The sequence below is a fragment of the Cryobacterium roopkundense genome, assembly GCF_014200405.1.
In the GTDB taxonomy this organism is placed as follows: domain Bacteria; phylum Actinomycetota; class Actinomycetes; order Actinomycetales; family Microbacteriaceae; genus Cryobacterium; species Cryobacterium roopkundense.
Window position 1 is genome coordinate 1,411,062 of record NZ_JACHBQ010000001.1, and the last position, 13,536, is coordinate 1,424,597.

General features: G+C 68.2%; 12 protein-coding genes and 1 pseudogene. 5 read left to right on the top strand and 8 right to left on the bottom strand.

Annotated elements, in window-relative coordinates; translation table 11 throughout:
• Positions 1-53: 53 nt before the first annotated feature.
• Positions 54-668, bottom strand: a complete 615-nt coding sequence (locus tag BJ997_RS06550; protein WP_035835570.1) for a nucleotidyltransferase family protein — start codon at positions 666-668, stop codon at positions 54-56.
• 94 nt (positions 669-762) lie between these two features.
• Here BJ997_RS06550 and uraD point away from each other — a divergent pair, with 94 nt between their 5' ends.
• Together uraD and uraH are read left to right on the top strand one after the other, a co-directional pair.
• Positions 763-1,254 carry a 2-oxo-4-hydroxy-4-carboxy-5-ureidoimidazoline decarboxylase gene (gene uraD / locus BJ997_RS06555; protein ID WP_035835569.1) on the top strand — a complete coding sequence of 164 codons (492 nt, stop codon included), beginning with the start codon at positions 763-765 and terminating at the stop codon, positions 1,252-1,254.
• Complete coding sequence (gene uraH, locus BJ997_RS06560) at positions 1,251-1,589, top strand: hydroxyisourate hydrolase (protein WP_035835568.1); 339 nt, start codon at positions 1,251-1,253, stop codon at positions 1,587-1,589. Before uraD ends, uraH begins: the two co-directional genes overlap by 4 nt.
• Here uraH and BJ997_RS06565 read toward each other — a convergent pair.
• Genes BJ997_RS06565 through allB form a run of 3 tightly spaced genes read right to left on the bottom strand, consistent with a single transcriptional unit; the run spans position 1,586 to position 5,256 of the window.
• Positions 1,586-3,010 (bottom strand): amidohydrolase family protein, encoded by a 1,425-nt coding sequence (locus BJ997_RS06565; RefSeq protein ID WP_236628825.1) that lies wholly within the window; start codon positions 3,008-3,010, stop codon positions 1,586-1,588. The two genes, uraH and BJ997_RS06565, sit on opposite strands and share 4 nt — an antisense overlap.
• Positions 3,011-3,041: 31 nt before the next feature.
• Positions 3,042-3,947, bottom strand: a complete 906-nt coding sequence (pucL, locus tag BJ997_RS06570) for a factor-independent urate hydroxylase (RefSeq protein WP_035835567.1) — start codon at positions 3,945-3,947, stop codon at positions 3,042-3,044.
• A 46-nt stretch (positions 3,948-3,993) separates the two neighbouring features.
• On the bottom strand, positions 3,994-5,256 hold the full coding sequence (gene allB, locus BJ997_RS06575; protein WP_084141074.1) for an allantoinase AllB: 1,263 nt from the start codon (positions 5,254-5,256) through the stop codon (positions 3,994-3,996).
• A gap of 29 nt (positions 5,257-5,285) precedes the next feature.
• Between allB and BJ997_RS21415 the strand changes: the two genes are divergently transcribed.
• The 3 genes and pseudogenes from BJ997_RS21415 to BJ997_RS06595 all read left to right on the top strand — a co-directional run bounded on the left by BJ997_RS21415 (position 5,286) and on the right by BJ997_RS06595 (position 8,882).
• Positions 5,286-6,743 carry an ATP-binding cassette domain-containing protein gene (locus tag BJ997_RS21415; protein ID WP_236628827.1) on the top strand — a complete coding sequence of 486 codons (1,458 nt, stop codon included), beginning with the start codon at positions 5,286-5,288 and terminating at the stop codon, positions 6,741-6,743.
• Positions 6,744-7,056: 313 nt separating this feature from the next.
• Positions 7,057-7,614 (top strand): annotated as a pseudogene (locus BJ997_RS22060) (ABC transporter permease); the annotation flags it as partial.
• 113 nt (positions 7,615-7,727) lie between these two features.
• The gene (locus BJ997_RS06595) at positions 7,728-8,882 is read left to right on the top strand and encodes an XdhC family protein (RefSeq protein ID WP_035835565.1); all 1,155 of its coding nucleotides are present in this window, start codon (positions 7,728-7,730) and stop codon (positions 8,880-8,882) included.
• A 4-nt stretch (positions 8,883-8,886) separates the two neighbouring features.
• Here BJ997_RS06595 and BJ997_RS06600 read toward each other — a convergent pair whose 3' ends face one another.
• The 4 genes from BJ997_RS06600 to clpS form a co-directional block, all read right to left on the bottom strand.
• Entirely contained in the window at positions 8,887-11,661 is a 2,775-nt protein-coding gene (locus BJ997_RS06600) for a molybdopterin-dependent oxidoreductase (RefSeq protein ID WP_035835564.1), read from the bottom strand.
• Entirely contained in the window at positions 11,658-12,500 is an 843-nt protein-coding gene (locus tag BJ997_RS06605) for an FAD binding domain-containing protein (protein ID WP_035835563.1), read from the bottom strand. Before BJ997_RS06605 ends, BJ997_RS06600 begins: the two co-directional genes overlap by 4 nt.
• A 195-nt stretch (positions 12,501-12,695) precedes the next feature.
• Complete coding sequence (locus tag BJ997_RS06610) at positions 12,696-13,253, bottom strand: DUF2017 family protein (RefSeq protein WP_035835562.1); 558 nt, start codon at positions 13,251-13,253, stop codon at positions 12,696-12,698.
• Positions 13,250-13,528: an ATP-dependent Clp protease adapter ClpS gene (clpS, locus tag BJ997_RS06615; RefSeq protein WP_035835561.1), complete on the bottom strand. Its 279-nt coding sequence runs from the start codon at positions 13,526-13,528 to the stop codon at positions 13,250-13,252. Before clpS ends, BJ997_RS06610 begins: the two co-directional genes overlap by 4 nt.
• Positions 13,529-13,536 lie beyond the last annotated feature (8 nt).

Here is a 13,536-nt window from a genome sequence, read left to right on the forward strand (position 1 = left end):
AGGCATAGTACTCCCGCCCGGATCGGGACTCCGCAGCAGGGGTGAACATTCTCCTACACCGGGTTCGAGGGCCGATCGACGTCGAGACCACTGCCGAGATCGCCGCACTCGACCGAGAGCGTAGCGTGGGCGGCCAGATAGGCGCGGGCCCCGGTGTCCCCGTTGAGGCACGCGGCGAGGTCCTCCCAGTGCGCCCGGCCCAGCACCACCGGATGTCCGGGAGCTCCGCCGAACCGTGCCTGGCGCAGCGTGTCGGCGTCGACCGGGTGGCGACCGCCGGCATCCGTGCGCTCGCTGATCATGCGGGTCACCGTCGCGGTGCTGAGGTCGGGCACGTCGACCGGAACCACCACGAGTGCAACCGCCGGCAAAGTCTGCGCCGCTGCCAGGCCGGCCCTGAGGGACGCTGAAAGTCCGCGCGCCCAGCCGGTGGCGTGCACGATGATCGCGTGTGCCCCCGAATCTCGCAACCGGGCCTCCGCCTCGGGGCCCCCGGCACCGAGCACCGCGATGACAGGTCGGCATCCGCTTGCGTGCAAGGTTTCCACGGTGTGCACGAGCCAGTCAACGCCATCGGCGTCGCGCACGAGGGCCTTCGGCCGGCCGTAGCGAGTGCCGGCACCCGCGGCCAGCACGAGACCGGCAATCGACTGGGAAGCGGCGGGCATGTTCGCATCGTATGGTCTATCTGGTCTCGGCATGGCCCGAGGCCATAGGCTGATCGAAAACAGGCACACTTCACGATTCACCGCAGGGGAGACCATGAAAACGTTGCCGAACACCGAGTTGCGAGAGTGGCTCGGTTCCTGCCTCGCTGTTCCCCGTTGGATAGACGACGTGATGGCCCGCGCGCCGTTTGCGAGCACCGCAGCGCTGTTGCTGGCTGCACGAGAGGCTGCGACGCCGCTCAGCCGGGCCGAGGTCGACGAGGCTCTCGCCGGGCATCCTCGAATCGGGGACGCGCCGCGGGGCGATTCCCAGGCCGCCCGGTTCTCCCGCGGGGAGCAGCGCTCGGCCGACGCGCACGATGAGGCACTCGCTGCCGCGATCGCCGAGGGAAATCGGGCGTATGAGCAGAAGTTCGACCGGGTATTCCTCATTCGGGCCGCCGGACGCTCCCGCACGCAGATTCTCAACGAGCTCAACCGACGGCTTCAGCTCCACGACGAGGCCGAGGTACGCATCGTGGAGAGCGAGCTGCGAGACATCGCTCTGCTACGCCTCGCCAGCCTCGCAGGCAAGGCCTCGGAGTGACCAGTCGCATCACCACACATGTTTTGGATGCGGTCACCGGCCGCCCCGCACGCGGCCTCGCCGTGAATCTCGAGCACCGTGGGGACGACGGCTGGGCACTCCTCGCGACCGGGGAAACGGATGCCGATGGCCGCGTCGCGGATCTCGGCCCCGCCGCGCTGCCCGTGGGCCGGTACCGCCTCGATTTCGACACGGGGACCTGGTTCGAAGCCTCTGGCCGACCCACGTTCTACCCCGAGGTGCAGATCACCTTCGAGCTCGCCGACGAGGCCGCGCACTGCCACGTGCCCCTGCTGCTCAGCCCGTTCTCCTACTCGACCTACCGCGGCAGCTAGATGTAGTCGGGCGTGACGCGGCGGCCTCGCACAAAGACGCCGGAGATGGCCGGCTCGCGCAGAGCCATCAGCAGCGTGAACAGGGTCTGCTCGGCGGCACGCTCGGCATCGTCGGCGCGGATGCCGTTGTCAAGCACGATGGCCAGGGGTTCCCAGCGGTCAGGTTCGATTACGAGGAAGTCCGCATCCTTGCCCACATCGAAGTTGCCGTAGCGCTCTTCCATGTCGAGTGCCCGAGCGCCGGCGAGGGTGCCGGTGAACAACATTTCGGCCGGATGCAGTGAAACGCTTGCCGTTCCAGGCTCCGACAGATGGACCTTGAACGCGTCGTTGAGCACCCGGGAAATCAGCCACTCATCGCCAGCACCCACATCGCTGCCGATCGCCACATTCACGCCGAAGTCGGCGGTCCGACGCCACGGCATCGTGCCGGACGCGAGGAACTGCTGCGACGTGGGGCAATGGGCGATCGAGCTGCCGGTCTCGGCCAGCCGCGAAAGCTCGTGGTCCGTGCAGTGCACGGCGTGTGCGACAATACTGCGCCGCCCGAGCAGGCTCGACCCGCCGCGCGCCGACCCCGGCCGAAAAAGCCCGTCGTAGGTGTCGAGGTATCTGCGAGTGTCGTAAACCGACTCCACAGCGGCAATTTCGCCCACGTTCTCGCTCAGGTGGCTGTGGAAGTAGACCCCGCTGGCTCGAACGTCGTCGTAGAGGTCGCCGAGCCCGGCGAGCGTCGTGGGCGTCACCGACAAACTGAACCGCGGCACGAGCGCTACCTGCAGCAGGGCGTTGGCGGCGTCGCCGGTGTCGGCGGCGTGCCAGCGGGATATCTCGGCGGCCGAGAGCTCCAGGGCGGTCGCCTCCGTGGTGAGCAACTCCGCGGATGACTCCGGTCCCACGGTCTGAATACCGCGGCCACTCACGATCCGCAGCCCCGAACGCTCCGTCGCCTCGAACAGCTCGTGCTGCGCCTCAGGAAATGCCGAGCCGAACACGAGCGCGCTCGTGGTGCCGGCCGCTACGCGCCGGCGGGTGAAGTCCCGCGCGATGCGTGACGCGAAGGCGGTGTCCTGCAGTCGCGCTTCGGCGGGAAACACGCACGAGTCGAGCCAGTCCAGTAGCTGACCGCCGCCGAAGGCATCCGTCGAGTAGGTCTGGGCGAGGTGGACGTGCGCGTCGACGAACCCGGGTAGGAGAAAGTGGCCGGCATCTCCGGAGACGCCCCACGAGGCGAACTCCGCTGGCAGCTCGACGAACGGCCCCCGCCAGGCGATCGTGCCCTGTGCGCGCACCGCCAGCGCGCCGTTCGGGATCGACCGGAGCTGGGAGCGGGCCTCGGCGAGGGTCGGCGAACCCGCAATGTCGAAGACGTGGCCACGGTAGACGTGGCCGGGTGAGACGCGGCCCTCATTTCTATGCACATGCATACGATACACACCCGTGGATGTGAGTTCAGACCAGCCCGGTGTAGGAGTCCCAGGCGGGCCCCGCGTCCGGCGCGTCGTCGTGCAGCACGGTCGTCTGGATGAGGCCGTAGGGACGATCCGAGGCATAGAACACCTCATTGGTGTTCTCCACGCCGAACGGGGACAGGTCGTAGAGAAAATGATGCTTGTTCGGCGCCGACAGCCGCACCTCCGTTATGAACGGACACGCCTCGAGGATGGCCTTTCCCATCTCATAGAGCGTCTGCTGCAGGGCGAGGGAATGCACCATCGCGAACTGCTTGATCAGGAGCTGCCTGATCTGCGCGTAGGCGTCTTCCCACTCCACGTCCGTGCTGCTGAAGCGCCACTCCGCCGTGAGCGATGTGGCCATCACGCGGTCGTTAGTGGGCTGCAGGAGTGTGTACTGGTCCTGCATGAATCCAGCAAACTCGGACCCTGTCGACTTGAGAATGACCAGGTCCTTCAACCCACCGATCACCCAGGTGCGCTGCGCATCGCCCGTGCCGTCCACGGTCACGCTGGCCGTGCGCGTCTCCTGTCCGCGGCGCACCCAGGTGTGGTCGTGTTCAGTGCCGTCCAGGACCACGCGTTCCCAGGCGAATTCCTCCACCTCGATGCGCGCGTTGTGCACGGGCGCGATGTGGTCAACGAAGTGCGTGGCGAGGTTGAGGGCATAACTCTCGATGGACAGCAGGCCCTTTTCCTTCGCGAACGAGTACGCGGTCTGCTTCTGCGTGTCCGTCGGCAGCACCTGGGACTGATCGCCGGCGAGATGGGCGGCGGCGAAATCGCCGCGCAGGGCCGTCGACACGCTGATGTCATGAATCTCATGACGGGGCGTGTCGCGGTAGATGCGCACGATGCGGTTCTCCGCCTTGCCGTAGCGGTTTGATCCCAAAACGATCGACATCTGTGGTGCTCCTTGCTGCTGAAAAGTCATGGCTCGTGCTGCGGGGTTATCCGGTGAGGAGGCTTCCCGCGTGTCCAGGGGAGCGGACGTCGTGGGCTGAGTACACGGAGCGACCGGCGACCCAGGTCTCGTGCACCCTTCCGTGGAGGCTCACACCATCGAAGGCCGTCACCGGGTTTCGGTGCCTGAGCTCGTCCGCCCGCACCAGAAACGTCTCGTCCGGGGCGAAAGCGACGAGGTCGGCAGCCGCTCCCACCTCGATTCGACCCTTGGTCGGTAGGCCGACAAAATCTGCTGTGGCGCGGCTCATCCACCCGGCGACTCTGTCGAGGCCGATGCCGCGCTCCTTTGCCCCCGACCACACTGCCGCGAGGCTCAGCTGCAGGCCGGAGATGCCGCCCCAGGCCAGGGCGAAGTCTCCGCCATGGCCGAGCTTGAGTTCTTGGGTGGCCGGCGAGTGATCGGAGGCCACCAGATCGATGAGGCCGTCGCTGAGCCCCTGCCAGAGCAGCTCGCGGTTGGCCGCCGAACGGATCGGCGGGCAGCATTTGAACTGCGTCGCACCGTCGTCGATGCCCTCTACGGCGAAGCTGAGGTAGTGCGGGCAGGTCTCCACGGTGATCGGCAGGCCTTCTCGGCGCGCCGCAGCGAGTTGCGGGAGAGCGGCTGCCGACGACAGGTGCAGAACATGCGCGCGTACCCCGGTGCGTCGCACCGCGTCGATCACGGTCGCGATCGCACTCACTTCGGCCTCGTCTGGTCGACTCATCACGAAATCGGCATATGTCGGGCCGTCCGGATATGTCGCTCCCTCGAGAACACGCGGATCCTCGGCATGAACGAGAAGCAGACCCCCGAAAGCGGCGATCTCCAGTGCCGCCGTGAGCAGCTCGTCGGCGCTGAGCTCCGGGAACTCCTCGACACCTGAGGGGGAGAGGAAGGCCTTGAAACCAAAGACGCCGGCGTCGTGCAGCGCCCGCAGCGAACCGAGGTTTTCCGGCACGACCCCGCCCCAGAAGCCCACATGAACGGATGCCTGCGGCGCGGCCGCCGCCCGCTTGAGGTCGAGCGCTGCCACGGTGGTGGTCGGTGGAATGCTGTTGAGGGGCATATCGATGATCGTCGTCACGCCACCGGCCGCTGCTGCCGCGGTGGCGCTTGCGAAGCCCTCCCACTCGGTTCGCCCCGGTTCGTTCACGTGCACGTGCGTGTCGACGACCCCGGGCAGAAGTACCTGAGTGGCCGGGAGGCGCACCTCAACCGATCCGGCGACCGTCGAATCGAGGGGTAGCAGCCGTGTGAAGCCCATCGGGGTGCGGCAAATCCACCATCCTGCGCATCCTCGCCGGCCTCGACACAGCCGCGAGCGGCACCGCACGGGTCGACGGGCAGACGCCGGGCGAACTCCGGAAGAAGCACGGTCTCGGCATCGCGTTCCAGGACGCGGCCCTGCTCCCGTGGCGAAGCGTGCGCGGCAATATCAGGCTTCCCTTCGAGGTGGCCCGGCTGCCCGTCGACGAGGACTATGTGACCGAACTGATCTCTCTGGTGGGGCTGACCGGATTCGAGAGGGCCAGGCCGGCCCAGCTTTCTGGTGGCATGCGCCAACGGGTGTCGATGGCTCGTTCGCTCGTGCTTAAGCCCGAGGTGCTGCTGCTCGACGAACCCTTCGGCGCCCTCGACGATATGACGCGGCAGCGGCTCAACCGTGAGTTGCTGCGCATCTGGACTGCGAAACCGGCCACCACGCTCATGGTGACGCACGGCATCTCTGAGGCGATCTTCCTCTCCGACCGGGTGGCTGTGATGAGTGTCCGGCCCGGGCGCATCAAGGAGATCATCGAGATCGACCTGCCGCGGCTGCGGCACCCCGAGATGATGCGCACGCCCGCCTTCCATGGCCTGCACGACAGGGCGTCCGACCTGCTCTTCGGCAGCGACGACCCCCCGAGGTGCCCTGGCGACAGGCGACGTGCCCGTATCCGTGGCGTCCGGCATCTCGTGACGGTGCGCGGCCTGCCCGGGTGGGCCACCGGCATCGTCGGTGTCGTGCTGGTGATCGTGCTGTGGTGGCTCGGTGCCGCCACGGTTTTTAGCGGACTGGGCTCGATGCCCGGCGGCGCGATCCCCACGCCGGGCGATGTCTGGCTACAGCTGTGGGCCGACGGCCCCGCCTTTTACTGGCCGCACGTCTCCGTCACCGTTCAGGAGGCCGCGCGCGGTTTTCTCTGGGGTAACTCCCTCGCCCTGCTGCTGTCCGGCATCGTGCTCGTGCTGCCCGGGGTCGAGAAGATCGCACGGCAGATCGCCGTCATCACCGACTGCATTCCCATCGTGGCCATTGGCCCGATCGCCTACATCGTGATCGGCGCCCCGCAGAGGGGAGACCCGTCCGGGACCGCCGTTTTCCTGGCCGCCATGTCGGTGTTCTTCACCACAGTCGTCGGGTCGCTCGTTGGATTGAAGGCAGCGGATACCGCGAGCCTTGACATTGTGAGGGCCTACGGGGGCAGCCGGTTCACCCAACTCCGCCTGGTGCGCGTCGTCGCCGGCCGGCCGAGCGTGTTAACTGCCCTCCAGGTGGCCGCGCCGGCCGCGTTTCTGGGCGCGATTCTCGGGGAATACCTCGGCGGCTTGGAGCGCGGACTGGGCTTCGCCATGCTCGTGGCCGGGTCGTCCGCGAACGTGGACCGGGTGTGGAGCCTCGCCCTCGTGGCCGGACTCGTGGCCGGGCTCGGTTGTGCGGTGTTCGCGCTGATCGCCCGGGTGACCACCCCCTGGTCACGGGCGGCCTGAGATGAGGAGAATCTACTCGCCGGCGGCGCCGGCAGCGACCGATCGCACGGAGCCTCGGGCCGCGAGCGCGGCGGCGCGCGGAATGGTCGGCACGCTCGCACGCGGCCTGCTCACCGGCCTCGGCACCCTCGTGCTCGTCGTGCTCAGCTGGCAGGGCCTGCTGATGGTGCTCGGTGTGTCGCCGTTTCTGGCCAAGGGCCCGGTAGACGTGTTCACCTGGCTGGTCACGGTGCCGGCCGCGGCCGAGAACCGGGCCGGGATCGGCGCCAACCTCGTCGTGACGCTCGGTGACGCCTTCCTCGGTTTCGTCGCCGGGCTGGTGGCGGCACTCGTGCTCGCCACGGTGTTCACGCTGTCCAGGGGTATCGAGAACGCCCTGATGCCCCTCGCCCTGCTGTTGCGGTCTGTGCCGCTCGTGGCGCTGGCCCCGGTGATCAGCCTGATCACCGGCCGCGGCATTATGACAGTGGTCGTGATGGGCAGCATCGTGGTGCTGTTCCCCGCGCTGGTCAACATCGCGTTCGGGCTCCGGTCCGCCTCTCCGCACATGAGCGATGTGATCGCCGTCTACGGTGGAAACGCTTTCACCGCGCTGCGGCTGGTCGCGCTGCCGAGTTCGCTGCCGTCGTTCTTCGCTGCGGTCAAGATCTCGATTCCGGCCGCGATCACCGGGGCCCTGCTCGCGGAATGGCTGTCCACCGGGCGGGGACTGGGAAACGGCATCGTCACGGCCGCGGCACAGGTGCGAAACAACGAGGTCTGGGCATCCGTGGTGGTGATTACCGTCGTATCGCTCGTGCTGTACGGGGTTGCCCAACTCGCGGAAACACTCGTGCTTCGCCGCATGGGAATGCCCGGACATGCCCGTTAGGAGCACGGATGTTCATGGGGAATACCACCCGGCGTTCCCCGGGTACGGCAGCACCTCACGGTATTCTGGACCGGTGGGAGCGCCCATGACGTGTGGGGCCGGAGGAGTGACTCGTGCTTGAAATTGCCGGTTCGCTGTTGGATGCCCTCGATGACGGCCGACGGGTGGCTGTGGCCACCGTCACCCGTGTTCTTGGCAGCGCGCCGCGCACCCTCGGCACCTCGATGGCCGTGGACGAGGCAGGAGTCGTGATCGGCAGTATCTCGGGCGGATGCGTGGAAGGTGCCGTTTATGACCTGTCTGAAACAGTGCTGCACGATGGCCGCGCTGCACTGACCGAATTCGGCGTGAGCGACACGGATGCCTTCGCCGTGGGCCTGAGCTGCGGTGGCCAGCTTGAGGTGTTCGTGGCCGAGCTCGCCCCGCCGGGGCAGCGCAATGCGCTCAATCCTGCTGTGCGCGCAGAGCTTGAGGCCGCTCGGCGGGGGGAGCCCGCCGCGCTCGCCATCGTCGTGGCGGGACCGGGCGTGGGACACATCGTTCCGCTGGGCGCCGAGCGACGGCGCGTGGGGCGCGCCGCTGTGGCGGCGCGCGGAGCCACGACCGAAGCCACCGATTCCACCGGAGAACCAGACAGGGAGACGCTCCGGCGCATTCGTTCAGAGCTACGGTCGCGCATGGCGGCGGGCAGCACTGCAACCGAAACGATCGAGTGCAACGGGGCCACCTCCCGCGTGCTCTACCTCGTGTCCGCCGCACCGGCGCGGTTCATCGTCTTCGGCGCCGTCGATTTCTCCGCCGCCGTCGCCGACGCAGCCTCGCTGCTCGGCTACAGAGTCACGGTCTGCGATGCCCGCGCTGTCTTCGCCACGGCGGCGCGGTTCCCTTCCGCCCACGACGTTGTTGTCGAATGGCCCAGCCAATACCTCGCCCGCACCGAGGTGGACGTGCGCACGGTGATCTGCGTGCTCACGCACGACGAACGCTTCGATATTCCGTTGCTCACCCTGGCGCTGCGCATGCCCGTGGGGTACGTGGGGGCCATGGGGTCGCGGCGCACGCACGACAAACGGATGCGCAGCCTCACCGAGGCGGGGCTGACCGCCGACGAGCTCGGCCGGCTCCACTCCCCGATCGGCCTCGACGTGGGTGCCTGCACCCCACAGGAGACAGCCGTCTCGATTCTGGCGGAGGTGCTCGCGGCGAGAACCGGGGCATCCGGTGCCGCTCTGCGCGGCCTGGCCGGCCCCATCCACGCCACCGTCTGATCGGCTACGGCTGCAGGAGCCGCCAGATGCGGTCGCGGCTCATCGGCAGTTCGGTGGGACGAATGCCGATCGCGTCACGCACCGCATTCGCGAGCGCCGGAGCCACCGGGTTGTAGGTGGACTCGCTCATGGACTTTGCCCCGTACGGACCGAGGTCGTCGCTGGTCCGCGCGAAGTAGACCTCGGTGACGGGCAGGTCGACGAGCTGCGGAACGTGGTAATTACGCAGCACCCGCGTGGTCACCGTGCCAGCGCCGTCGAGGGCAACCTCCTCGAAGAGAGCGGTGCCGATGGCCTGCGCCACCCCGCCTTCCACCTGCCCACGCGTCTGCTCGGGGTTCATGACAAACCCCGCGTCGGCGGCCTGGATGGACTGCAGAATACGGATCTCTCCGGTGAGGGTGTTTACGGCCACGCGGAAGGCGTGCACATTGAAGGCCAGCGAGCGGCGTGCGCCGGTCTCGTTGCCGACGGCCCGCAACCCGTCGGGGCCGGCTGCGTCGGCGATCTCGGCGAGCGAGAGGAACACGTCGTTGGAGCGCAACCCGTCGCTCTCGAGCAGCCAGGTGCCGGGTCGGCCGCGCAGCCTCTCGGCAGTGCCTGTCATCAGGCGCGCCAACTGTTCGGCCGCGCCGAGCACGGCCTTACCGGCGACGACGACGCCCGCCGAACCGTAGGCCCCGGTGTCATAACCGGCGGCATCCGTGTCGGAATGGCGAATATCGACGCGGTCGGGCGTGGTGCCGAGCACGGTCGCGGCGATCTGCGCGTGCACCGTGGTGGTGCCGTTTCCGAACTCGGTCGTACCCACCCGCACGGTGTAGCGTGCGTCGCCGGTGAGGGTGATCGAGGCCTCCGAGAAGTGCCCGCGCGGGGGAGTCGTGGCGATCATCGCGGACGCCATGCCCTCGCCCACCCGCCACGCGGAACCGATCGGCGCCGCCCGGCCGTGTCCGCGGCCGAGGGCAGCCTGAGCGAGGTCGAGGCACTGGTCGAGGCCGTAGCTGCCGAAGATCAGGTCGTCGCCCTCCACGTGCGTGACCACCAGTGGGTCGCCGGGCAGCACGGAGTTGAGACGCCGCAGGTCGAAGGGGTTGATGGCCAGCTCGCGCGCGAGCTCGTCCATCGCGGATTCGACCGCGAAGATCACTTGGCCCAGGCCGTAACCGCGGAACGCGCCCGAGGGAGGATTGTTCGTGTACACACACTCGGCATCCACTCGCTTGTTCGGCGAACGGTAGAGCGCGACCGACTCGGACGTGCCGTGGAACATGACGCCGGGCCCGTGGTTGCCGTAGGCGCCTGTGTCGGAGAGCACCCCCACGGTCAGGGCGGTGAGGTGGCCGGAGTCGGTCGCGCCGAGCGTCACGTCGATGCGCATTGGGTGTCGAACGGGCGTCACGGTGAACTCGTCAGTGCGGGTGAACTCGTACTGCACAGGGCGGCCTGTGCTGAGCACGGCAAGCGCGACCACGTCTTCCGTGAGGATTTCCTGCTTGCCGCCGAAGCCGCCGCCCACGCGGGCGGTGAAAACCCGCACGGCGTCGGGCTCGAGGTCGAAGAGTCGACAGATTTCGCGGCGCACGAGGAACGGCACCTGGGAACTCGTGCGCAGCACGAGCCGGTCCTTCTCCATCCAGCCGATCGTGCCGTGCGTCTCCAAGGCCATGTGCGCGATGCGCTGGGTCTGCCACGTGCCCGACACGACGGTCGTGGCGTCGCTGAGTCCCACGGCCACGTCGCCGTATTCGCCGTGCAACTCGGCCACGAGGTTACGGCGCGGGTCGGCAATGCGCGAGACCACGGCGTTCTTGTCGTCGTGAACGAGGTGCGCTCCCGGCAGCACGGCCTCCGCCGGGTCGAAGACGGCGGGCCGGAGCTCGTACTCCACCTCGATGAGCCGACAGGCGGCCTCTGCTATCGCTACCGACTCGGCGACCACCGCGGCGACCCGCTGCCCGCGAAAGCGCAGCACGGTGTCGAAGACCCTGGTGTCGTCGGGGTCGTCGAGGCGGTCTTCGTGCCGTGCGGTGGAGTACAGCAGGTCTGGGGAGTCGAGGTGGGTGAGCACCGCGTGCACTCCCGGCAGTGCTCGCGCCGCGCGGGTGTCCAGGGTGAGGATTCGAGCGGATGCGTGCGGGCTCGGCAGCACGCTCAGGTGCAGCAGCCCGGCAACTGCCACGTCGAGGGTGTAGGGCTCCCGGCCGGTCACCACCCGCTCGCTCGCGAGGGCACGCAGCGAGGTGCCGACTCGTCCCGACTCGTCACGGGGCCGGTCGGCCGCCCGGCGGGTGCGCAGGATCGGACCCATCGTTGACTCGGGTGTGGCAGGCGGGGCCCCGTCGCTCGGAGTGTGCGTTCCGACAATGGCGTCGTGGATGGAACGGTACCCCGTGCAGCGGCACAGGTTTCCCTTGAGCAGCCGCGGTAGCTCGTTCTGGTCGTGCTCGTCGAAGGTCGACGCCGTCACCACCATTCCGGCGGTGCAGAACCCGCATTGAAAGCCGGCAGCGTCGACGAACCGCTGCTGCACCGGGTGCAGGGCGCCCGGCTCCCCGAGGCCCGCGGCCGTCGTGATGGCCTTGCCCTCCGCGCGGAAGGCGGGGTAGATGCAGGAATGCACGGGCAAGCCGTCGAGCAGCACGGAACAGGCGCCGCAGTCTCCGGTGTCGCAGCCCTTTTTCACCTCGAAGTGCTCCTGGGCGCGCAGCAGGCTGCGCAGGGTCTGGCCGGGCGCAGGGCTGACCTCTGTGCTCTCGCCGTTCACGTCGAGGATCATGCCCGGGCCTCGGAGTTCTCGGCCGGCGCGCCGTGGGTGAGCTCCTCGAGGATTTCCCTGGCGAGCACCGCGCTCACCGCTTGGCGCCAGTCCGCTGCGCCGTGGGCGTCCGTGAACCAGTCGTCGATGGCGTCGATGCGGGAGTGCACAGCGTCCGCGGAGGGCAGTGCCGCAAAACGGAGCTGCACGGGCCGAACGGTGCCTGCCGTCACGGTGAGCACGAATGTGCCGTCGGTGTCGAGGCGTCCCACGAGCACGGCGCCCGAGCGGCCGAGTGGCGAGAGGGCGATCTTACGGTACGCCGTTCGCGAGCCGAGTCGTTGCGCGGACACATGGATGGACCGCAGCACGTCGCCCTCGTCGAGCACCGTGGTCATGTTGCCGGTCACGAAATTGGCCGCCGGCATCCGCTCGTCGCGGCCGTCGGCCCGCCACACGAGCAGCTCGGCGTCGAGGGCGACCGCGAGGGTGATCATGGGCCCGGCCGGCAGGGCCGTGGCGAGGTTGCCGCCCACCGTGGCCACGTTCCACACCTTGAATGAGCCGAAGAGCGCCGTGCAGCACTGAAAGAACAACGGATGCGCCGTCCAGTCCGGCCGGGCAGGCAGCCGCGACAGCTGGGCGAGTGTGCAGGTCGCGGCGATCTCGAGGCCGTCGTCGTCGGTCACCGTGAGGGCTGGCCACTCGAAGGTCTGCAGGTCGACGAGGCCGCTGAGGTGCACGCGCGGGTCGGCGAAGAGTTCAGAGCCGCCGGCCAGGGGCACCACGCCGGGGCCGAGGGCTCGCAGATCGTCGCGGTGGCGGGCCGGGATGATGGTCGTCACGGTGTTGAGGTCCATGGATTCCTCCGACGGATGCCGGGACCGCCGGGTGAAGAGCGGCTCGGGAGCGGGTACGGTGAACGAGCCCGGTGAGCGCCGCTGGGCACCGGATGAAGACAAACTAACGACAAGCTGCTGTGTTCAGATGTTACGCGACCGGGAGCGTCTCGCCGACGCCGACGCGACCCCCGTGTGAGGAGTGGCCGCTGCAGACTATATGTCGATCGAGTAGACGAGGGATTCCTGCACGCTCCCGAGCCATTCGTAGAGTTCGCGAAGGAAAGGCTCTTCGTCGCTGCGGAGGTGCATGGTGCCATCGGGGGAGATCAGCAACCGCTCCGCGAGCGTAAGCCGGAGGTCGGTGAGGGTGCGCAGCCAGGATTGCACCGCCTCGGGGTCGAGGTCGAGGGTCACGGCCTCTCGTTCGGCGGGCTCGTCGATGTCGTGCCGCAGGTGCGCGGCGTCGGCCTGCGGCGGGTCGGCGAGGGCCGCACCGAGCGTTGCAAGCACAACGCCGGCGTTGAAGGCTTTGCCGTCGAGCAGGTCCCCGGCGGTGAACCGCCGGAATTCAGCGCTGGCCTCGTCGTCGTCGGGGTAGGCGTCGGGAAGCATCCGGCGAAAGGCCGGGTCGGTCGAGGCCGCCGGCACGTTCTCGCCCGCGTCTTCGAGCATCTCCACGAGTTGCGTGACGACGAGTTTCAGCAGGTCGACCTCGATCGGCTCGAACCGCCCCAGCAGCGAGCCGGCGGCGTTGAGTCCGAAGCGGTTCATGCCTCGGCCTTGGCGAGGGTGGCCCAGAGACCGTAACCGTGCATGGCCTCGACGTGGCGTTCCATGGCCTCCCGGTTGCCGGTGGAAACCACGGCCTTTCCGTTGTTGTGCACCTGCAACATCAGCCGCTCTGCTTCCTGCGGCGTGACGCCGAAATACCTCCGGAAGACATACGAGACGTACGACATGAGGTTGACAGGGTCGTCCCACACGAGCGTGATCCAGGGTCGCTCGAGCGCCGCCTCGGAGCGCAGATCGAGCAGGGGGTCGGTCATAGTCACCC